This is a genomic window from Kitasatospora sp. NPDC088134 (genome assembly GCF_044741705.1).
Lineage (GTDB): Bacteria > Actinomycetota > Actinomycetes > Streptomycetales > Streptomycetaceae > Kitasatospora.
Map to the genome: position 1 here is coordinate 129122 of NZ_JBIUTD010000012.1, position 19596 is coordinate 148717.

The 19596-nt window shown below is 74.7% G+C and carries 19 protein-coding genes; 11 read left to right on the plus strand and 8 right to left on the minus strand.

Annotation, left to right across the window (positions count from 1 at the left end):
• Positions 1–7 precede the first annotated feature (7 nt).
• From ACIOHG_RS20395 to ACIOHG_RS20410, 4 genes are all read left to right on the plus strand, one after another.
• A complete protein-coding gene (locus ACIOHG_RS20395; protein WP_400952652.1) occupies positions 8–1315 on the plus strand; it encodes a nucleotide sugar dehydrogenase in 1308 nt (435 codons plus the stop codon).
• Positions 1316–1378: 63 nt separating this feature from the next.
• The gene (locus ACIOHG_RS20400; RefSeq protein ID WP_400952454.1) at positions 1379–2683 is read left to right on the plus strand and encodes a DUF445 domain-containing protein; all 1305 of its coding nucleotides are present in this window, start codon (positions 1379–1381) and stop codon (positions 2681–2683) included.
• Positions 2684–2810: 127 nt separating this feature from the next.
• Positions 2811–3617 carry a hypothetical protein gene (locus ACIOHG_RS20405; RefSeq protein WP_400952457.1) on the plus strand — a complete coding sequence of 269 codons (807 nt, stop codon included), beginning with the start codon at positions 2811–2813 and terminating at the stop codon, positions 3615–3617.
• A gap of 107 nt (positions 3618–3724) precedes the next feature.
• Positions 3725–4780: an adenosine deaminase gene (locus ACIOHG_RS20410; RefSeq protein WP_400952460.1), complete on the plus strand. Its 1056-nt coding sequence runs from the start codon at positions 3725–3727 to the stop codon at positions 4778–4780.
• A gap of 40 nt (positions 4781–4820) precedes the next feature.
• Here ACIOHG_RS20410 and ACIOHG_RS20415 read toward each other — a convergent pair whose 3' ends face one another.
• From ACIOHG_RS20415 to ACIOHG_RS20440, 6 genes are all read right to left on the minus strand, one after another.
• The gene (locus ACIOHG_RS20415) at positions 4821–5909 is read right to left on the minus strand and encodes a Gfo/Idh/MocA family oxidoreductase (protein ID WP_400952463.1); all 1089 of its coding nucleotides are present in this window, start codon (positions 5907–5909) and stop codon (positions 4821–4823) included.
• A gap of 71 nt (positions 5910–5980) precedes the next feature.
• On the minus strand, positions 5981–6241 hold the full coding sequence (locus tag ACIOHG_RS20420; RefSeq protein ID WP_400952465.1) for a hypothetical protein: 261 nt from the start codon (positions 6239–6241) through the stop codon (positions 5981–5983).
• 168 nt (positions 6242–6409) lie between these two features.
• Positions 6410–7189 carry an HAD-IIA family hydrolase gene (locus ACIOHG_RS20425; RefSeq protein ID WP_400952468.1) on the minus strand — a complete coding sequence of 260 codons (780 nt, stop codon included), beginning with the start codon at positions 7187–7189 and terminating at the stop codon, positions 6410–6412.
• 197 nt (positions 7190–7386) lie between these two features.
• A complete protein-coding gene (mycP, locus tag ACIOHG_RS20430; RefSeq protein WP_400952471.1) occupies positions 7387–8832 on the minus strand; it encodes a type VII secretion-associated serine protease mycosin in 1446 nt (481 codons plus the stop codon).
• A gap of 108 nt (positions 8833–8940) precedes the next feature.
• Positions 8941–10599: a WXG100 family type VII secretion target gene (locus ACIOHG_RS20435; protein ID WP_400952474.1), complete on the minus strand. Its 1659-nt coding sequence runs from the start codon at positions 10597–10599 to the stop codon at positions 8941–8943.
• 40 nt (positions 10600–10639) lie between these two features.
• Positions 10640–11221 (minus strand): hypothetical protein, encoded by a 582-nt coding sequence (locus ACIOHG_RS20440; protein ID WP_400952477.1) that lies wholly within the window; start codon positions 11219–11221, stop codon positions 10640–10642.
• A 361-nt stretch (positions 11222–11582) separates the two neighbouring features.
• Between ACIOHG_RS20440 and ACIOHG_RS20445 the strand changes: the two genes are divergently transcribed.
• Positions 11583–12293, plus strand: coding sequence for a uracil-DNA glycosylase (locus ACIOHG_RS20445; RefSeq protein ID WP_400952480.1), 711 nt, complete (start codon positions 11583–11585; stop codon positions 12291–12293).
• Between the two features lie 66 nt (positions 12294–12359).
• Here the strand turns inward: ACIOHG_RS20445 and ACIOHG_RS20450 are convergent, their stop codons facing one another.
• Positions 12360–13016 carry a 3-oxoacid CoA-transferase subunit B gene (locus ACIOHG_RS20450; protein WP_400952482.1) on the minus strand — a complete coding sequence of 219 codons (657 nt, stop codon included), beginning with the start codon at positions 13014–13016 and terminating at the stop codon, positions 12360–12362.
• Positions 13016–13783, minus strand: coding sequence for a CoA transferase subunit A (locus ACIOHG_RS20455; RefSeq protein ID WP_400952485.1), 768 nt, complete (start codon positions 13781–13783; stop codon positions 13016–13018). Before ACIOHG_RS20455 ends, ACIOHG_RS20450 begins: the two co-directional genes overlap by 1 nt.
• Before the next feature lie 262 nt (positions 13784–14045).
• Between ACIOHG_RS20455 and ACIOHG_RS20460 the strand changes: the two genes are divergently transcribed.
• The 6 genes from ACIOHG_RS20460 to ACIOHG_RS20485 are packed head-to-tail and all read left to right on the plus strand — an operon-like array spanning position 14046 to position 19566.
• Positions 14046–15290, plus strand: a complete 1245-nt coding sequence (locus tag ACIOHG_RS20460; RefSeq protein ID WP_400952488.1) for a substrate-binding domain-containing protein — start codon at positions 14046–14048, stop codon at positions 15288–15290.
• Entirely contained in the window at positions 15287–16054 is a 768-nt protein-coding gene (locus tag ACIOHG_RS20465) for an ABC transporter ATP-binding protein (protein WP_400952654.1), read from the plus strand. Before ACIOHG_RS20460 ends, ACIOHG_RS20465 begins: the two co-directional genes overlap by 4 nt.
• A complete protein-coding gene (locus ACIOHG_RS20470) occupies positions 16051–16782 on the plus strand; it encodes an ABC transporter ATP-binding protein (RefSeq protein ID WP_400952490.1) in 732 nt (243 codons plus the stop codon). The genes ACIOHG_RS20465 and ACIOHG_RS20470 overlap by 4 nt, the downstream gene beginning before the upstream one ends.
• On the plus strand, positions 16779–17645 hold the full coding sequence (locus ACIOHG_RS20475) for a branched-chain amino acid ABC transporter permease (RefSeq protein WP_400952493.1): 867 nt from the start codon (positions 16779–16781) through the stop codon (positions 17643–17645). The genes ACIOHG_RS20470 and ACIOHG_RS20475 overlap by 4 nt, the downstream gene beginning before the upstream one ends.
• Positions 17642–18715, plus strand: a complete 1074-nt coding sequence (locus ACIOHG_RS20480; RefSeq protein WP_400952495.1) for a branched-chain amino acid ABC transporter permease — start codon at positions 17642–17644, stop codon at positions 18713–18715. Before ACIOHG_RS20475 ends, ACIOHG_RS20480 begins: the two co-directional genes overlap by 4 nt.
• Positions 18712–19566 (plus strand): alpha/beta fold hydrolase, encoded by an 855-nt coding sequence (locus tag ACIOHG_RS20485; protein ID WP_400952498.1) that lies wholly within the window; start codon positions 18712–18714, stop codon positions 19564–19566. Before ACIOHG_RS20480 ends, ACIOHG_RS20485 begins: the two co-directional genes overlap by 4 nt.
• Positions 19567–19596 lie beyond the last annotated feature (30 nt).

The following is a 19596-nucleotide window of genomic DNA, read 5'->3' on the forward strand; positions in this document are numbered from 1 at the left end:
ACGGGCCCTGGACATCTGCGTGGTCGGACTCGGCAAGATCGGACTGCCGCTGGCCGTCCAGTTCGCCGCCAAGGGACACCTGGTGACGGGCGTCGACACCGCCCCCGGGGTGGTCGCCGCCGTCAACGCCGGGCGCCCGCCGTTCCCGCGCGAGGCGCACCTCGACGAGCGCCTCGCCGAGGCGGTCTCCGCCGGGCGGCTGCGGGCCACCGGCGACACCGCGGCCGCCGCGGCCGGCGCCGCCGCCGTGGTGGTCGTCGTCCCGCTGCTCACCGACGCCGACGGCAACCCCGACTTCGGGCTGCTCGACGCCGCCACCGACGCGGTCGCCGCCGGGCTCCGGCCCGGGACGCTGGTCAGCTACGAGACCACGCTGCCGGTCGGCTCGGTGCGCGGGCGCTTCGCCCGGCGGCTGGAGGCCGGCTCCGGGCTGGCCGCCGGACGGGACTTCGCGCTGGTGTTCAGCCCCGAACGGGTCCGCACCGGGCGGGTCTTCGCCGACCTGCGGCGCTACCCCAAGCTGGTCGGCGGCATCGACGCCGAGTCCACCCGGCGCGGCGTCGCGTTCTACCGGGCCGTGCTGGACTTCGACCCGCGCCCCGAACTCCCGCGCGGCAACGGCGTGTGGGCGATGTCCGGGGCGGAGGCCGCCGAGTTCGCCAAGCTCGCCGAGACCACCTACCGGGACGTCAACATCGCGCTGGTCAACCAGTTCGCCCGGTTCGCCGACCGGGTCGGCGTCGACCTCGCCGAGGTGATCGACGCCTGCAACTCGCAGCCCTACAGCCACCTGCACCGCCCCGGCATCGCCGTCGGCGGCCACTGCATCCCGGTCTACCCCCGGCTCTACCTGTGGAACGACCCGCACGCCACCGTGGTGCGGGCCGCCCGGGAGGCCAACGAGCAGGTCCCCGCGTACGCCGTCGGCCTGCTCACCGGCGCGCTCGGCCCGCTCGACGGGGTGCCCGTCACGGTGCTCGGCGCCGCCTACCGGGGCGGCGTCAAGGAGACCGCCCGCTCCGGGGTGTTCCCGCTGGTCGAGGCGTTGCGGGCGGCCGGCGCCGAGGTCGGCGTCAGCGACCCGCTGTACCCGCCGGACGAGCTCGCCGCGCTCGGCCTGCCGCCCGACCAGGGCAAGCCCGCCGCCGCGCTGGTCGTCCAGGCCGACCACCCCGAGTACCGGGACCTCGGCGCGATCGACTTCCCCGGCGTCCGGGTGCTGCTCGACGGCCGCCGGGTCACCGACCCGGCCCGCTGGGAGGGCGTCCGGCGGATCGTCCTCGGCGGCGGGGGGAGCGGCGCCGCGGCGGGCTGACGGTCCGTCGGGTCGACCCCGGGCGGGGCGGATTCGCGGGGCGGGGGCCGTTCGGCGGGCCCGGTGTGCGAGTCTGGCGGGGTGAGTGTGGAGGAGACCGCAGCCGGAGTCAGGTTCACCGCCGCCGACGAGGCCAAGCGCCGCGGCGTGCGGAAGATGAAGGCCGTCGCCACCGGCCTGCTCGCCGCGGCCACGCTGGTGTTCGCCCTCGCCACCTGGGCGAAGGTGGCCGGCGCGGGCGCCTGGGCCGGGTACGTGGCGGCCGCCGCCGAGGCCGGCATGGTCGGCGCGCTCGCCGACTGGTTCGCCGTCACCGCGCTGTTCCGCCGCCCGTTCGGGCTGCCGATCCCGCACACCGCGATCATCCCGACCAAGAAGGACGCCTTCGGGCGCTCGCTCGGCGACTTCGTCGGCGACAACTTCCTGTCCGCGCCGGTGGTCCGGGCCCGGCTCGGGCGGATCGGCGTGGCCCGGCGGCTCGGCGAGTGGCTGGCCGCGCCCGGCAGCGCCGAACGCGTCACCCGGGAGGCCGCCGCCGCGCTGCGCGGCGTCCTCGCGGTGCTCCGCGACGACGACGTGCAGGCCGTGGTCGCCGAGGCGGTCACCCGGCGGGCCGCCGCCACCTCGGTCGCCGAACCCGCCGGCCGGCTGCTCGGGAAGATCGTCGCCGACGGCGGCCACCGCGGCGTGGTCGACCTGGTCGCCGTCCGGGCCCACGACTGGCTGCTCGACCACCACACCGACGTGGTCGCCCGGATCACCGCCAAGACCCCCGGCTGGACGCCCAAGTTCATCGACCACCAGGTCGGCGAGCGGGTCTACAAGGAACTGCTGCGCTTCGTCACCGACGTCCGCGACGACCCCGCGCACCCCGCCCGCGGCGCCCTGGACAACTTCCTCGCCGACTTCGCCACCGAGCTCCAGGACGACCCCGCGACCATCGCCCGGGTCGAGCGCGCCAAGGCCGACCTGCTGGCCCGCCCCGAGGTGCAGGACCTGATCGCCTCCTCCTGGGCGGCCGTCCGCGGCCTGGTGCTGAACGCCGCCGAGGACGAGAACAGCGAACTGCGCCGCCGGATCACCGAGGGCCTGCGCGCGTTCGGCCGCCGGCTCGCCACCGACGGCAAACTTCAGGCAAAAACCGACGGCTGGCTGCTGGACGCCGCCGAGTACGTGGTCTCCACCTACCGGGAGGAGATCACCTCGCTGATCTCCGAGACGGTGGCCGGCTGGGACGCCGCCGACGCCTCCCGCAAGATCGAGGCCAACGTCGGCCGTGACCTGCAGTTCATCCGGATCAACGGCACCGTGGTCGGCGCGCTGGCCGGCCTGCTGATCCACACCGTCAGCACCGCGCTGGGCGGCTGACGGACCGTCGGCGCCGGGCGGGCCGCCGCCCGGAACCCGGCCGTCCGCCGTCCGGACCCTTGGGTAGGGTGTCGACCGGCCCGACCAGGGGGGTCGGAGCCGTCCTGCCACGGGGGAGTTGACCGGAATGACGGTGCGTGCACGACAGATGGCCCTGCGGGCCGCGGCCCTGACGGCCGCCGCGCTGCTGCTGACGGCCTGCAACGACGACGACCCGGCGGCCACCGCCGCGAACACCGCCGCCGCCTCGCACCCGGCGGCCGCGCCGTCCGCGAGCGCCACCGGCAAGGCCAAGGCCAAGGAGCCCGCCAACGGCGGCAAGAGCAGCGCCAAGCCCACCGGCGGGGCCGCCGCGGACGCCACCGCGCAGGCCAGGACCGCCAAGCTCGCGCTGACCGCGAAGGACTGGGACCACGGCTTCGTCGCGGACGGCGACGACGACACCGACCGGTCCAACTACGTGATGGACAAGTCCTGCAAGTCCACCGCCGACGGCAGCACCGTCAAGGGCATGACCGCCACCACCAGCCGGTTCGTCCGGCAGGACCACGAGAGCGACACCACCTTCGCCAACACCGAGGTCTCGGTCTTCTCCGGCGCCGACGCCGCGCACCAGGACATCGCGGAGTACAAGGCCAACATCGCCCGCTGCCAGAACTACACCGACACCGAGAGCCACAACGCCTTCAGCACCGCGCACGAGGCCGAGTCGCCGACCGTCCCCGGCGCCGACGAGGTCTACACCGAGGAGGGCCTCGGCGTCTACGACACCACCGAGGGCGGGCGCACCGACAAGCGCCCCTACACCTACATCATCGCCCGCAAGGGCGCCGTGACGATCTCGGTGTTCGTGGACGGCGACCCGGAGCGGCAGAGCTTCGAGGGCCGCAGCCTGGCCCGCGAGGCGCTGGCCAAGCTCGCCGCCCGCTGGTGACGGCGGCCGGGTGACGGCCCCGGCCCGGCGGTGATCGTTCCCGGCCCGGCGCGGGTTAGCATGCGAGGTCTGTCCGGGTCCGGGTGAGAAGTAGACGGGAGCGTGCCGTGGCCGAGGGTGTCCAGGGGAACGGTGTCCAGGGGATCGAGGCGTTCATCGCGGGGATGCCGAAGGCGGAGTTGCACGTGCACCACGTGGGCTCCGCCTCGCCGCGGGTGGTGGCCGAACTGGCCGCCCGGCACGCCGGGCGGAGCAAGGTCCCGACCGATCCGCAGGCGCTCGCCGAGTACTTCACCTTCACCGACTTCGCGCACTTCATCGAGGTCTACCTGAGCGTCGTCGACCTGGTCCGCGACGCCGAGGACGTCCGCTCGCTGACCTACGGCGTCGCCGAGGACATGGCCCGGCAGAACATCCGGTACGCCGAACTGACCGTCACCCCCTACTCGTCGGTGCGCCGCGGCATCCCCGACGTCGCCTTCATGGAGGCGATCGAGGACGCCCGGCGCTCCGCCGAGCAGGACCTCGGCGTGGTGCTCCGCTGGTGCTTCGACATCCCCGGCGAGGCCGGGCTGGCCTCCGCCGAGGAGACCGCCCGCCTCGCCCTCGACCTGGCCCCCGAGGGCCTGGTCTCGTTCGGTCTCGGCGGCCCCGAGATCGGCGTGCCGCGCCCGCAGTTCAAGCCCTACTTCGACCGGGCCCGGGCGGCCGGCCTGCACAGCGTCCCGCACGCGGGCGAGTCCACCGGGCCCGAGACGGTCTGGGACGCGATCCGCGAGCTCGGCGCCGAGCGGATCGGCCACGGCACCCGGTCCGTGCAGGACCCCGCCCTGGTCGACTACCTGGGCGAGCACCGCATCCCGCTGGAGGTCTGCCCGACCTCCAACCTGGCCACCCGGGTGGTCGAGCGGATCGAGGAGCACCCGATCCGGCAGATGGTCGACGCCGGCCTGCTGGTCACCGTCAACAGCGACGACCCGCCGATGTTCGGCACCGACCTCAACACCGAGTACGCGGTGGTGGCGAAGCTGCTCGGCCTGGACGAGGCCGGGGTCGCGGCGCTCGCCCGCAACGCCGTCGAGGCGTCCTTCCTCGACCCGGCGGGCAAGCGCCGGCTGACCGGCGAGATCGACGCCCACCTGGCGGCTTGGCCGAAGGGCTGACGGCCCGCCGGCCCCGGTCCCCGGCGGGCGGGGGCCGGGCTCAGGGCAGCCGGACGACCGAGGCGGTGGCAGCGGAGGCCCGGGCGGCCTCCAGGACGGCCAGGGTGGCCACGGCGTCCCGCGGGTCCACCGGCACCGGGGCCCGGCCCGCCAGCGCGGCGGCGACGCCCGCGTAGTAGGCCGGGTAGTCGCCCGGGGCGGTGGCCACCGGCTCGGTGCCGCCGTCTCCGCTGCCGTCGCCGTCGCTGCCGAGCAGGCCGTACGCGGCCGGGTCGTCGTCGCCCCAGCGGAGGTCGGGACCGGGGCGCTGCCCGGCCCGCAGCGCGGCCTCCTGCGGGTCCATGCCGAACTTCACGTAGCCGGCCCGGTCGCCGAGCACCCGCAGGCGCGGCCCGGCCAGCGGGGCGAGGGCGCTGGTCCACAGCTGGGAGCGGACCCCGCCGGTGTGGGTGAGGGCGAGGAAGGCGTCGTCGTCGACCACCGCGCCGTCCCGGCGGACGTCGATCTCCGCGTACACCGTCTCGACCGGCCCGAACAGCGTGAGCGCCTGGTCGACCAGGTGGCTGCCGAGGTCGTACAGGGTGCCGCCGACCTCGGCCGGGTCGGAGAGCTCGCGCCAGCCCGGCTTCGGCTTCGGGCGGAAGCGCTCGAACCGGGACTCGAAGCGGTGCACCCGGCCGAGCCGGCCCTCCTCGACCAGTCGGCGGACGGTCAGGAAGTCGCCGTCCCAGCGCCGGTTCTGGAACACCGACAGCAGCAGGCCGGACTTCTCGGCGAACTCGCACAGGTCGGCGGCCTCGGCGGAGCTCGCCGCGAGCGGCTTGTCGACCACGGTGGCCAGGCCCGCCAGCAGGGCGGTGCGGGCCAGCGGGACGTGGGTGCGGTTGGGGGAGGCGATCACCACCAGGTCGAACCGGTCCCGGTCCTCGAACAGTTGCTCGGGGGTGTCGAGGGCGCGGGCGTCCGGGTGGTCGCGGTGCAACTGCTCGCGGCGGTCGGGATTGGCGGTGACCACGGCGTCCAGCCGCAGGCCGGGAGTGGTGGCGATCAGCGGCGCGTGGAAGGCGGAACCTGCCAGGCCGTAGCCGATCAGGCCGACGCGGAACGGGGCGGAGGGCGTGCTGCTCATGCCCTCAACTCAACCATCCCGGGCCGCCGCGGTGACGGAGGCATCCCGGGCCGTCGGGCCGCCGGGCCCGGTCAGGGCCGCACCCGGCGGCTGTTGCGCAGGACGGCGGCCGCGGCGCCGGTCAGCAGCAGCACCGAACCCAGCGACACCAGCACGCCGTTCGCGCTGTCGTCGCCGTGGCCGCCGGCGTCGGTGCTGCTGCCGGTGTCGCCGCCGTTGCTCCGGGCGAGCGGCCGGCCGTCCGCCGGCGCGGCCGCGGCGGGCCCCACCGCGAGACCCCCGAACAGGACGGCCGCGGCGAACAGGACGGCGGGGCGGCGGGCGGAGGCCATCGGCGTGCTCCCTTGCGTCGTGCGGAGAGGACTTGTCCGGGACGCTAACCAGTGCTGGCACCGGATCTGACGGTACGTCAGGGTAGTTACGGGCTGCTTAAGCCGACGTTGAGGCTGCCCGGAGCGGCGACGACGCTCCGGGGCCCTCGGGCGTGCTCCCGGGTGCGGTCAGATCAGCTCGACCAGGTCCGCGATGGAGTCGACCACCCGGGTCGGGCGGTACGGGAAGCGGTCGACGTCACCGGCCTGGGTGAGGCCGGTCAGCACCAGGAAGGTCGACATGCCGGCCTCCATGCCGGAGACGATGTCGGTGTCCATCCGGTCGCCGATCATCGCGCTGTTCTCCGAGTGCGCGCCGATCGCGTTCAGGCCGGCCCGCATCATCAGCGGGTTCGGCTTGCCGACGAAGTACGGCTCGACGCCGGTGGCCTTGGTGATCAGCGCGGCCACCGCGCCGGTGGCGGGCAGCGCGCCCTCGGCGGACGGGCCGGTCTCGTCCGGGTTGGTGGCGATGAAGCGGGCGCCCGCGTCGATCAGCCGGACCGCCTTGGTCATCGCCTCGAACGAGTAGGTGCGGGTCTCGCCGAGCACCACGAAGTCCGGGTCGCTGTCGGTCAGGACGTAGCCCACGTCGTGCAGCGCGGTGGTCAGGCCGGCCTCGCCGATCACGTAGGCGGTGCCGTTCGGACGCTGGTCGGAGAGGAACTTCGCGGTCGCCAGCGCCGACGTCCAGATGTGCTCGGCCGGGACGTCCAGGCCCATCCGGGACAGCCGGGCGTGCAGGTCGCGCTGGGTGTAGATGGAGTTGTTGGTGAGCACCAGGAAGGGCTTTCCGGACTCACGCAGCCGCTTGATGAAGGCGTCGGCCCCCGGGATCGGCACGCCCTCGTGGATGAGGACTCCGTCCATGTCGGTCAGCCAGGTCTCGATGGGCTTGCGGTCTGCCACGTGGGTGTCTCCTCGGTCTTGCACAGGTCGAACGATCTTCGTGATCGCTCCGACCGGACACCACTGGCCGGCCGGGCGCCACAGGCTGCCCCAACGCCGGCCAGCCTAGTCGCCCGCCCCCGCCCGACGCAGGGGCGTCCGTCCCCGTCGTCCCCGTGAGGGGTGCGGGAGTGGACGCCCCCGGTGCCGACGCGCCGTCAGTTCGCGTACGGGTTGCCGCCGGGGGGCTGCGGCTGGTGGTACGGGGGCTGCTGCGGGGCCTGGCCGTACGGCGGCTGCTGTCCGTAGGGCTGCTGGCCGTACGGCGGCTGGGCCTGCGGCGGGTAGGGCTGCTGCTGCGGCGGAGCGCCGTAGGGCGGCGGCGGGACCGGCCCCGGGGCGGCGGGGCGCTTGCGGCGGGCGATCAGCGCGATGGCGAGGCCCAGCACCACGACGCCCGCCACCGTGCCGCCGACGATCAGCGGGAGGTTGCTGCTCGCGTCGGAGCCGGAGGGGGTCTGCGGCTGTGCGACGGGCGCCGCGGTGCCGGGCGCGTTGCCCGCCGGGTCGGTCGCGGGCGCGCTCGTCGGGGCGCTGCCCGCACCGGACTTGGTCGGGGCCGGGGCAGCACCACCGGCGGCGGCCAGCGGGCTGACGTCCGCCGGGCCCGGGTCGCCGGGCTCGGTCAGCGCGATCCGGGGGCGGATGACGCCGTAGCCCAGGTACTCGCTGCGCTCCTTGGGGTTGGTCGCGGTGTTGATCATCACCCGCAGGACCTGGTTGGCCGTCCAGTCCGGGTGCACCGACCAGATCAGCGCGGCGGAGGCGGAGGCCAGCGCGGCGGCGCTCGAAGTGCCGTGGCCGTTGCAGTAGCCCGACGGCCCGGTGCACGCACCGTAGATGTTGTCGCCGGGGGCGGCCAGCGCCACCTGCGGGCCGTGCTCCGACTCCGCGGTGACCTTGCCGTCGCGGTCGGTGGCCGCCACCGCGACGACTCCGGCCAGGCCGGAGGGGTACTCCAGGGCGTTGCCCTTGTCGCCGCTGTTGCCGGACGAGGCGAAGATCAGCACGCTGTGCGAACCCGCGTAGGCGATGGCCGACTTGAGTTTGTCCACGCTCGCGGGCTGCAGCGAGGTGGCCGCGATGCCCATGGAGATGTTGATGACCTTGGCCTGGTGGTCGACCGCGTAGGTGATGCCCTGGGAGACCTCGTCCGCGAACTCGACGCCCGATGCGAAGGAGTTGGCGGACGTGTCGCCGGTCTTGATCGGGAGGAGTTTCGCGCCCGGCGCGAGACCGTACGCGCCCTGGCCGTTCAGGCCCTTGCCGGTGCCGGCGATGTCGGTGGCCATGTGGGTGCCGTGACCGATCGGGTCGGACAGCACACCCCCGGGCTGGCCGCTGAGGTCCTTGCCGGGGAGGAGCTGCCCTTCCAGGTCGGGGGCGTCGCCCTTCACACCACTGTCGATCACGGCCACGGTGACGCCCCGGCCCGTGCTGGTCCTCCACATCTCGTCGGCGTGCATGGCGTCCAGATGCCACTGCTGCGCCCGGATCGAGTCCGCCGCGGACGCGGGCCCCGCCGACCATCCCCACAGCACGGCGCCGACGGCCGCCGCCGCGGCGAACCGCCGTCCGTGTCCTGTCCTGCCCGTTCGCCGCATCCCACTCTCCTTCGTGCTCCGTCGCCTTCGCCCGGGGCGCGCCCCGTCACACGGTTCGGCCCGGTCGCGGGAGCCGCAACTCCCGCGACCGGGCCGTCGAACCGGTCGTTACTCGATCACATTCGGGTTGGCCCGGCCCATGCCGGAGGTCCAGGTGTCCTCGTCCTCGTTCAGGTAGTCCGGGCGGTTGCCCTTGGCCTTGGACTTGCGGTTCGCACTGCCGCCGCCGATGCCGCCGCCGAAGGAGTTCCCGGCCCGGCCGTCCGCGCCCCGCTCGGCCCGGCCGCGCAGGCCGCTCCCGCCCGGGGTGAACTCGCCGCGCCCGCCGGTGCCGCGGCTCCCGCCGACGGCGCCGCCCGGGCGGCTCACCAGCCCGCTGCCGCGCGCCCCGCCGGCCCCGCCGCGGGCGCCACCGGCACCCCCGCCGCCACCGCCGTGCGGCATGCCGCCACCGCCACCGCCCGCGCCGGGAGCGCCGGGGCGGCCGGACTGGCCCGCCGCGCCCGCCGTACCGGTGCCGGACCCGGGAGCGCCGGCGCCGCCCCGGGCACCCGTCCCGGTCGTGCCACCCGCACCGGGGGCGCCGGGGCGGCCGCCACCGGCCGCGCCACCGCCGCTGTAGCCGCCGCCACCGGGCAGGCCGCCGCCGGGGAACCCGCCCCCGCCGTAGCCGCCACCGCCGCCCGAACCGCCGTACCCACCACCGCCGCCGTAGCCACCGCCACCGCCGGGCAGGCCGCCACCGCCACCGCCGACCGGGCCGGGCTGCGTCGGGCTCGGCGGCGCCGGCGCGGTCGGCACGTGGTCGATCCGCAGCGGGCCGGGGTCGGGGACGATCGGGTCCCGGCGGGGCAGGCCCGGGTGGAAGACGGCCTCGGGCGGCCGCATGACCGGCCCGGGGCCGGGCGGCGGGGCCGGCTGCAGGGTGGGCGGCGTCCAGGTCGGCATCGGGGTCTTGCTGCCGCCCCCACCGCCGCCGCCCCCACCGCCGGTGTAGCCGCCGCCCCCACCGCCGTAGCCGCCCCCGCCACCACCGGTGCCGCCACCGCCGATCGGCACGTCCTGGAGGTTGTACTCGTGCCGGGAGCCCGTCACCTGCGCCCCCGGCGGCGGCGGGAACACCGGCGGCTGCGCCGAGTTGAGCTGGGTGCTGGTGTGCTCGTAGGACTGGCCGAGGCGCTCCATCTGCGTGATGGCCTCCTGGTGCGCCTCGAAGATCCGGTCGGAGGCGGCCCGGGCCTGGTCCTCGGTGACCCAGTCGGAGTTGACCATGTGGGCGACCTTGTCGCCGAACATGCCGCCCAGGACGGTGCCGGCGCCCGGCAGCAGCACGCTGCCCACGACGGCGCCGCCGATGCTCATCGCCGTGTTGTCCTGGGCCTCGTAGCGGCGCACCGTCTCGATGTCCTGGTGCGGGACGTCCGGCATGCCGAGCTTGACGCTGCCGAGGGTCGCGGCGGCGCTCTCCATGTGGGTGCCGGCGTCCCGCGAGTAGGTGGCGAGGTCCATGGTGGAGCGGGAGACCTGGCTGCCCCAGGTCTTGAAGCTGTCGGCGGCGTCGCCCTGCCAGTCGAGGCCGCTGATGTGGCGGTGCAGTTCCTCGCTGATCTCGTCCATCCGGTGGGCGGCCTGGCGCAGTTGCTCGCCGACCATGGCGACGCCGATCGGGTCGGCGTGCTGGACCATGGCGACCAGTTGTTCGTGGCTGGAGCGTCCGATCTCGCCCGGCTGCAGCCTGACGAATCTCGCCTCTTCGAGTTCGGCCATTTCGTCTCTCCCCGTGTGTGTCGTGTGGACGGACCGGCCGTCAGTACGAGCCCTGCTGGTTGCCGCTCAGCCCGGACGGCGGCGCCTGGTGGCCGATCTGCTCCGTCCCGACCTGCTGGGTGCCGGGCCGTCCGCCGGCCGGCGGGAGCTGGGACTGGGCCCCGGCCTGGTTCAGGATCGAGTGGAACTTCTGCTGCTGCTCCGCGTCCGCGTTCTGGTAGCCGCGGGCCGCCATGTCGATGCTGGCGCTCATCGCCTCGATCTGGAGCGACAGCGTCCGGGAGAGCTGCTCCAGGTTGGCGTGCACCGTGCTGTAGGCCGACATCAGGTCGCCGGCCTGGCCGAAGTCCTGGCCGAGCTGACCGGCCGTCAACTGCTGCTGGGAGATCTTCCCGTGGCCCGCGGCGGAGCCGTCCAGGTCGCGCAGGATGTCGTCGACCCGGGCCTTGAAGGTCTGCAGGTTCTCGACCTCGACCTTGACCGCGCCCGCGCCGACCGCGCCGACCAGGGCGGCGGTCTGCGCGACCATGGCGGCGACCGCGCCGCCGATCACGCCGCCGACGGCTCCGGCGGCCGCACCGGCGACGGCGCCGTCCCCGGCGTCGTTCATGGCCTCGTTCATCGCGGTTCCCCTTTTCCCCCGTGGTGCGGCCCACCGCACCCACCGCACTGTGTTCTCTGCCGGACGCCCGCCCCCGAGGGGCTCCGGCCGCCCCGTTCCCGTTGACCGTGGGGCGCCAAGGGGAAAGGTTAGCGCCCGGGGCGGACCTCGGGCAGGGGTCCCTCCGGACACGTGCGACCGGTGCGGGAAACGGCGGAGCGCGGACGCCCCGGAACCCGGGCCGCCCGGGGGGTGCGGAAGGAGCCGGGGCAGGCTGTCGGCGCGACTGTGTAGCGTTCACCGCACAGGCCCGGGACGGGTCTGCCGAACGTGACGAGTGAGAGCGGCCGCCGTGCGGCGCGGCCGGTGTGGGAGGTACGACGTGACGGAGCAGGCGGAGACGTCCGTGGGCGGTGCCCTGGAAGTGCCCGAGTCCTGGCGGGGGGTCCTCGCCGAGGAGACCGGCAAGCCGTACTACGCGCAGCTGATGGAGTTCCTGGCCGCCGAGCGCGCCGAGCACGAGGTGTTCCCGCCCGCCGGGCAGGAGTTCTCGGCGCTCGCCGCGACGCCGTTCCAGGACGTGAAGGTGCTGATCCTCGGTCAGGACCCGTACCACGACAACGGCCAGGCGCACGGCATGAGCTTCTCGGTGCTGCCCGGGGTGAAGACCCCGCCGTCGCTGCGCAACATCTACAAGGAGCTGCACACCGACCTCGGCCTCCAGGTGCCGGACAACGGCTACCTGATGCCGTGGGCCGAGCAGGGCGTGCTGCTGCTGAACGCGGTGCTCACGGTGCGGGCGCACGAGGCCAACTCGCACAAGAACAAGGGCTGGGAGAAGTTCACCGACGCGGTGATCAAGGCGGTGTCGGCCCGCGAGGAGCCGTGCGTCTTCGTGCTCTGGGGCGGCTACGCGAAGAAGAAGCTCCCGCTGATCGACACCTCGCGCCACGTGGTGGTGCAGGGCGCGCACCCGTCGCCGCTGTCGGCCAAGCTCTTCCTCGGCAGCAAGCCGTTCTCGCAGATCAACGAGGCCCTGGAGGGCTTCGGCGACAAGCCGGTCGACTGGCAGATCCCGAACCTGAAGAAGTAGCGGGGCAGTGCGCCGGGCCCGGGGGAGGAGCAGCCGCCCCGGGCCCGGCCGCACGTCCGGAGGGGGTCAGAGGATCGGCGGCTCGGTCGCGGCGCGCAACCGCTCCGGCGTGACGCCCGCGGCGAGTTCGACCAGCCGCAGGCCCTCGGGGGTGACGTCGAGGACGGCGAGGTCGGTGACGATCCGGTGGACGACGGCGCGCCCGGTCGCGGGCAGCGACAGCTCGTTGACGATCTTGGGGCTGCCGTCCTTGGCGGTGTGCTCGGTCACCACGACCAGTCGGCGGGCCCCGTGCACCAGGTCCATCGCGCCGCCCATGCCCTTGACCATCTTCCCGGGGATCATCCAGTTGGCGAGGTCGCCGCGGGCCGAGACCTGCATCGCGCCGAGCACCGAGACGTCGATCCGGCCGGAGCGGACCATGCCGAAGGAGAACGCCGAATCGAAGTACGCCGCACCGGGGTCGACGGTGACGGTCTCCTTCCCGGCGTTGATCAGGTCGGGGTCGACGTCCTCCTCGGCGGGGTAGCGGCCGGTGCCGAGGATGCCGTTCTCGGAGTGCAGCACCACCCGCACGCCCGGCGGCAGGTGGTCGGGGATCAGGGTGGGCAGGCCGATGCCGAGGTTGACGTACTCGCCGTCGCGCAGCTCGCGGGCGGCCCGGGCGGCGAGCGCGGCCCGCGGGTCGAGCAGGGTGGCGGCGGCAGCAGCGGCGGCGGTCATCAGGACTCCTTCGGGGCAGGGGAGTTGACGGTGCGGCGCTCGATCCGCCGGTCGGCGGGGTCGGCGGCCACGATCCGGTCGACGTACACGCCGGGCAGGTGGACGGCGTCCGGCGGGATCTCGCCGGGCTCGACGATCCGGTCGGCCTCGACCAGGGAGATCCGGCCGGCGGTGGCGCACAGCGGGTTGAAGTTGCGGGCGGCGGCGTGGAAGACGCAGTTGCCGTGCCGGTCGGCGACCGCGGCCCGGACCAGCGCGAAGTCGGCGGTGATCGCCTCCTCCAGCAGGTAGCGGCGGCCGCCGAACTCCCGGACCTCCTTGGGCGGGGAGGCCAGCGCGACCGCGCCGCCGCCGGGGGCGTAGCGCCAGGGCAGGCCGCCCTCCTCGACCTGGGTGCCCGCGCCGGCGGGCGTGTAGAAGGCGGGGATGCCGGCGCCGCCGGCCCGCAGCCGCTCGGCCAGGGTGCCCTGCGGGGTGAGCTCGACCTCCAGTTCGCCGTTCAGGTACTGGCGGGCGAACTCCTTGTTCTCGCCGACGTACGAGGAGGTCATCCGGGCGATCCGGCCGGCCCGCAGCAGCAGGCCCAGGCCCCAGTCGTCGACCCCGCAGTTGTTGGAGACCACCCGCAGGCCGGTGGTGCCCGCGTCGACCAGCGCGCCGATCAGGGTGGACGGGATGCCGCACAGGCCGAAGCCGCCGACCGCGAGCACCGCGCCGTCGGGGACGTCCGCGACGGCGCGGGCGGGGGAGTCCAGGACCTTGTCCAACGGGGACCGCCTTGGGGGAGAGGAGGGCTGACTGCCGCCCCACCCTCCCCGCGGGCCCCGCCCGTCGCCATGGCGGTCGGCGCCACGGGGCGGGCGTGCGCCGTGTGGGCGCCGCACACCCGGCCCGGTCCGGCGGCCCGACATGGCGGCGGACCACACAGTGCGGGCCGCCGATGCGTCGGCCCGTCACATGTCGCGGCCCGGAAGGCTTCTCTACGGTTCCGGCATCCCACCAGCACCGGCACGTCAGGAGCCCGCCACCATGTCAGTCACGGACGCCACCCCCAGACGCCCCGTCCGGAAGCTCGCCGCGCTGGCCACCTGCGCGCTGCTCGCGGCGGGCTGCGCGAAGGCCGGCACCGCGGGCACCTCGGCCGAGGCCGGTGGCGGTGGCGGTGACCGGAGCCCGGTCAAGGTCGGCCTGGTGTACTCGAAGACGGGCCCGCTGGCCGCCTACGGCAAGCAGTACCTGGAGGGCTTCAAGGCGGGCCTGGCGTACGCCACCAAGGGCAGCAACGCCGTCGACGGCCACCCGGTGGAGCTCGCCGAGCAGGACGACGCGGGCGACCCGGCGAAGGCGGTGTCCGCCGCCAAGGACCTGATCGGCAAGAACTACCGGATCCTGGCGGGCTCGACGGCCTCCGGCGTGGCCCTGCAGGTCGGCCCGATCGCCGCCCAGAACAAGGTGCTGTTCATCTCCGGCCCGGCCGCCGCCGACAAGGTCACCGGCCTGAACAAGTACACCTTCCGCTCCGGCCGCCAGTCCTACCAGGACACCAGGGCCGCGGCCTCGTTCATCGGCGACGCCAAGGGCAAGAAGGTCACCGTGCTGGCCCAGGACAGCGCCTTCGGCCAGGCCAACGTGGCCGCCGTCAAGGACGTCCTGGGTGCCGAGGGCGCCACCGTGGACGCGGTGCTCGCCCCGCCGTCCGCGACCGACCTGACGCCGTTCGCCACCCAGGCGAAGGCCGCCAAGCCCGACCTGCTGTACGTCGCCTGGGCCGGCGACACCGCCGCCGCGCTGTGGACCTCGCTCAACCAGCAGGACGTGTTCGCCGCGACCAAGGTGGTCACCGGCCTGGACGTGGCCGCCTCCTACCCGCTGTTCGGTCCCGCCGCCGAGAAGATCGACTTCCTGAACCACTACTTCGCGGGCGCGGCCGGCGGCACCGACGCCGAGCTGGCGATGACCGACGCCGTCACCAAGGCCGGCTCCAAGCCCGACCTGTTCACCCCCGACGGCTTCACCGCCGCCCAGATGGTGGTGCACGCGCTGGAGACCACCAAGGGCTCCGACGCCGACACCGCCGCCCTGGTGAAGGCCCTGGAGGGTTGGAGCTTCGACGGCGTCAAGGGCAGGCTGACGGTCCGGGCCGAGGACCACGCGCTGCTGCAGCCGATGTTCCAGGTCAAGCTGACCGGCAGCGGCGCCGCCGCCAAGCCCACCGCCGTGAAGGTGCTGGACGCCGACCTGGTCGCCCCGCCGGTCGTCAAGACGGCGGGCTGAGCACCGTGAGCGCTCCCGCCCCGGTCCTGCGGCTGGCCGGCCTCGGCTGGTCGGTGCGCGGCGTCCCGATCGTGCAGGACGTCAGCCTGGACGTCGCCGAGGGCGAGTTCGTCGCCTTCATCGGCCCGAACGGGGCGGGCAAGACCTCCCTGTTCAACCTGGTCTCCGGCATCCACCCCGCCTCGCACGGGTCGTTGCACCTGGACGGCGCCGACATCACCACCCTGCCGGTGGCCGCCCGGGCCCGGCGGGGCCTCGGCCGGACCTTCCAGACCTCCTCGCTCTGGCCCGGCCTCAGCGTCGCCGAGCACGTCCGCCTCGCCGCCCAGGCCGCCGCCGGCCCCGCCGCCTCCTACCGGATCTGGCGGCGGGCCGGCCGCTACCGGCAGCAGGTCGAGGAGACCCTGGAGCGCACCGGCCTGGCCGACCGCGCCGAGGACCCGGCCGGTTCGCTCTCACACGGCGGCAAGCGGAAGCTGGAACTGGCCGTGCTGCTGGTCGGCGACCCCCGGCTGATCCTGCTGGACGAGCCGATGGCCGGGGTCAGCGCCGAGGAGGTGCCCGCCCTGGTCGAGCTGATCCGCTCGGTCCACCGCGAACAGGGCCGCACCGTGCTGATGGTCGAGCACCACATGGACGTGCTGCTCGGCCTGGCCGACCGGCTCGCCGTGATGCACCACGGCACCCTGCTCGCACTCGACACCCCCGACGCCGTGATGGCCGACGCCACCGTCCAGGGGGCCTACCTCGGGGAGGCGCTGTGACCGACGCCCTGCTGACGGTCCGTGACCTGCGGGTGGTGATCGACGGCCTGCACATCCTGCACGGGGTGGACCTGGACGTCGCCGCCACCGGCGTCACCGCCCTGCTCGGCCGCAACGGCGCCGGCAAGACCACCACCGTCAAGGCCGTGCTGGGCCTGGTGCCGCGCACCGGCACCGTCGCCTTCGACGGCGCCGACATCTCCCGGCTCCCCACCCACCTGGTGGTGCGCCGCGGCATCGGCTACGCCCCCGAGGACCGCGGCGTGTTCGCGGGCCTGAGCGTCGCCGAGAACCTCCGCCTCGCCGAACGCGGCCCCGACCCCGCCTACGACCTGGTGCACGAACTGTTCCCCGAGCTGAAGCAGCGGCACCGGCAGCCCGCCGGGACGCTCTCCGGCGGGCAGCAGCAGATGGTGGCGATCGCCCGCACCCTGCTCAACGGCAACCGGCTGATCATCGCGGACGAACCCACCAAGGGCCTCGCCCCGAAGATCGTCACCGAGGTCGCCGACGTGCTGGCCCGGGCCGCCGCGACCGTCCCCGTCCTGCTGGTCGAGCAGAACCTCGCCCTGGTCCGCCGGGTGGCCGGCCGCTGCGCCGTGCTCGCCGACGGCCGCACCGCCCACCAGGGCGACGCCCGCGCCCTGCTCGCCGACGAGGAAGCCGCCCGCCGCCTGCTCGGCGTCGGCAGCCACCGACCCGACTCCCCTGGGGGGACGCCCCGTTGAACACCGTCGTCCTGCTCGCCTGCACCGGACTCGGGCTCGGCGCGCTGTACTTCCTGGTCGCCTCCGGCCTGTCGCTGATCTTCGGCCTGATGGACGTGCTCAACTTCGCGCACGGCGCGCTGCTCTCGATCGGCGCCTACGCCGCCTGGTGGGCCGCCACCGACGGCGGCCTCGGCTTCTGGCTGGCCGTCCCGTTCGGCACCGCCGTCGGCACCGCCGCCGCCGTGCTGCTCGAACTCGTCCTGATCCGGCCGCTGTACGCCCGCCCCCGGGACCAGATCCTCGCCACCGTCGGCGTCGGACTCGCCCTGCCCGCCCTGCTGATGGGCGTCTGGGGCTCCGACGCCCGGCCCTTCCCGCAGCCCGCCGCGCTGGCCGGCACCGTCGACCTGCTCGGCGCGACCGTTCCCGTCAACCGCTTCGTGCTGATGGCCGCCGCCGCGGTCGTCCTGCTCCTGCTGCGGCTGTTCCTGGCCCGGACCCGCTACGGCCTGATCGTCCGGGCCGGCGTCGAGGACCGCGCCATGGTCACCGCCCTCGGCATCGACGTCCGCAAGGCGTTCACCCTGGTCTTCGCGATCGGCGGGGCCGCCGCCTCGCTCGGCGGCGCGCTGGCCGGGCTCTACTTCGGCTCGATCAACCCCTCGCAGGGCACCGGACTGCTGATCTTCGCCTTCGTCGTCGTGGTGATGGGCGGCATGGGCTCGGTCACCGGCGCCGCCCTCGCCTCGGTCGGCGTCGGCCTGGTCCAGCAGTTCGCCAACTACTACACAACCGCCGGCCTCGGGGACCTCTCCGTGGTCGTGCTGCTCGCCGTCCTGCTGCTGGTCAAGCCGCGCGGACTCACCGGGAGACTCGCATGACCCCCCTGCTCAAGAGCTGGTGGCCGCTGGCCCTGCTGCTGGTGCTGTGCGCCGCGCCGTACAGCGCACTGCCGCTGCCCGGCCTGCTGGACGGGCCGCTCGGCAGCCCCGGCAGCCTGCAACTGCTCGCGCTCTGCCTGCTCTACGGCGGCCTCGCCACCGGCTACGACCTGCTGCTGGGCCGCACCGGCCTGCTCTCCTTCGGGCACGCGCTGTACTTCGCCACCGGCCTGTACACCGCCGACCTGGCCATGCTGGAACTGCACCTCCCCTTCGCCGCCGCCGCGCTGTTCGGCGTCGCCTGCTCGGTGGCGCTCGCCCTGCTGCTCGGCTCGGTGTCGCTGCGGGTCACCGGCATCGGCTTCTCCATGGTCACGCTGGCCTTCGCCCAGGCCGGCGCGATCCTGGTGCAGCGCAACCCCGGCGGCCTGACCGGCGGCGAGGAGGGCCGCTCCGCGCCCGCCGAGCGGCTGCCCGACGCGCTGGTCGGCATCCAGCACACCGCGAACCTGTACTGGATCGCCCTCGGCTACCTGGTCCTGGTGCTCGCCGTGGTGCACTGGACGGTCGCCTCCCCGACCGGCCGGATCTGGGCCGGCATCCGGGAGAACGAACGCCGCGTCGAGGTGCTGGGCCTGCGCCCGTACGGCTTCAAGCTGGTCGCGTTCACCGTCTCCGGCGCGCTCGCCGGGGCCGGCGGCGTGGTGTACCTGCTGCTCACCGGCGGCGCGACCCCGCAGGCCGCGAGCTCCGACGCCACCCTGGCGCTGCTGGTGATGGTGGTGCTCGGCGGCTCCGGCACCCGCTGGGGCCCGCTGCTCGGCGGCGTCCTCTACACCTGGGCCGCGCACCGGCTCGGCGACCTCGCCAACTCCGCCTCGGTGGCCGAACTCCCGGCCGTGCTGCGGGTTCCGCTCTCCCAGCCGCTGTTCCTGCTCGGTACGCTCTTCGTCGCCGTGGTGTACCTGCTCCCCGGCGGGCTCGCCCGGCTCCCCGCCCGCCTGCGGGCCGGCCGCACCGCACGGTCGGCCGCCGCTCCCGTCACCGCCGTCCCGGAAGGCGCCGCATGACATCCCCTCAGGAACTCGCCGTCCCCGTCGAGGGCGGCGACCTCGCCGTCCTGCACTGGCCCGCGACCGCCCCCGGCGCGCCCGTGCTGGTCGCCGTGCACGGCATCACCGCCAACGCGCTCGCCTGGGGCGCGCTGGCCCGGCTGCTCGACGGCCGGGCCGCCCTGTACGCCCCCGACCTGCGCGGCCGGGCCGCCAGCCGCGAGCTGCCCGGCCCGTACGGCCTGGCCCGGCACGCCGAGGACACGGCCGCGCTGATCACCGCCCTGGACACGGGCCCGGTCCGGCTGGTCGGCCATTCGATGGGTGCCTGGGTCGCCGCCCTGATGGCCGTCCACCACCCCTCCCTGGTACGGGAGTTGACCCTGGTGGACGGGGCGGTGAGCTTCCCGCTGCCGGCCGGGGTCCGCCCCGAGGACGCGCTCGCCGCCGTGCTCGGCCCCGCGCTGGCCCGGCTCTCGGCCGTCTTCGAGTCCCGGGCCGCCTACCGGGCCTTCTGGCAGGCCCACCCCGCCTTCGACCCGTGGACCGACGAGCTCGACGCCTACACCCAGCGCGACCTGGTCGGCACCGAACCCGCCCTGGTCTCCTCCTGCGTCCACGCGGCGATCGACACCGACGGCACCCAGGTCCTGCTGGACCCGGAGGCCGCCGCCGCGATCCACCGCCTCACCGTCCCCGCCCGCCTGCTGTACGCCGCCCGCGGCCTGCTCGACGAACCGCAGGCCCTCTACGACGCCCGGCGCCTGGCGGCGGCCGACCTCGCCGTCCCCACCGAGCTCGTGCCGGACACCAACCACTACTCGATCATCGCCGCCCCCCGCCTGGCGGCGCTCCTGCTCGGCAACTGAGCGCTTTCACACCGAGGGCCCCGGCCCGGC

Bases quoted from the DNA above. Each gene is read 5' to 3' on its own strand.
- ACIOHG_RS20405 (WP_400952457.1), top strand. From the start codon at position 2,811: ATGACGGTGCGTGCACGACAGATGGCCCTGCGGGCCGCGGCCCTGACG.
- ACIOHG_RS20415 (WP_400952463.1), bottom strand. From the start codon at position 5,909: ATGAGCAGCACGCCCTCCGCCCCGTTCCGCGTCGGCCTGATCGGCTAC.
- ACIOHG_RS20420 (WP_400952465.1), bottom strand. From the start codon at position 6,241: ATGGCCTCCGCCCGCCGCCCCGCCGTCCTGTTCGCCGCGGCCGTCCTG.
- mycP (WP_400952471.1), bottom strand. From the start codon at position 8,832: ATGCGGCGAACGGGCAGGACAGGACACGGACGGCGGTTCGCCGCGGCG.
- ACIOHG_RS20435 (WP_400952474.1), bottom strand. From the start codon at position 10,599: ATGGCCGAACTCGAAGAGGCGAGATTCGTCAGGCTGCAGCCGGGCGAG.
- ACIOHG_RS20440 (WP_400952477.1), bottom strand. From the start codon at position 11,221: ATGAACGAGGCCATGAACGACGCCGGGGACGGCGCCGTCGCCGGTGCG.
- ACIOHG_RS20450 (WP_400952482.1), bottom strand. From the start codon at position 13,016: ATGACCGCCGCCGCTGCTGCCGCCGCCACCCTGCTCGACCCGCGGGCC.
- ACIOHG_RS20460 (WP_400952488.1), top strand. From the start codon at position 14,046: ATGTCAGTCACGGACGCCACCCCCAGACGCCCCGTCCGGAAGCTCGCC.
- ACIOHG_RS20480 (WP_400952495.1), top strand. From the start codon at position 17,642: ATGACCCCCCTGCTCAAGAGCTGGTGGCCGCTGGCCCTGCTGCTGGTG.
- ACIOHG_RS20485 (WP_400952498.1), top strand. From the start codon at position 18,712: ATGACATCCCCTCAGGAACTCGCCGTCCCCGTCGAGGGCGGCGACCTC.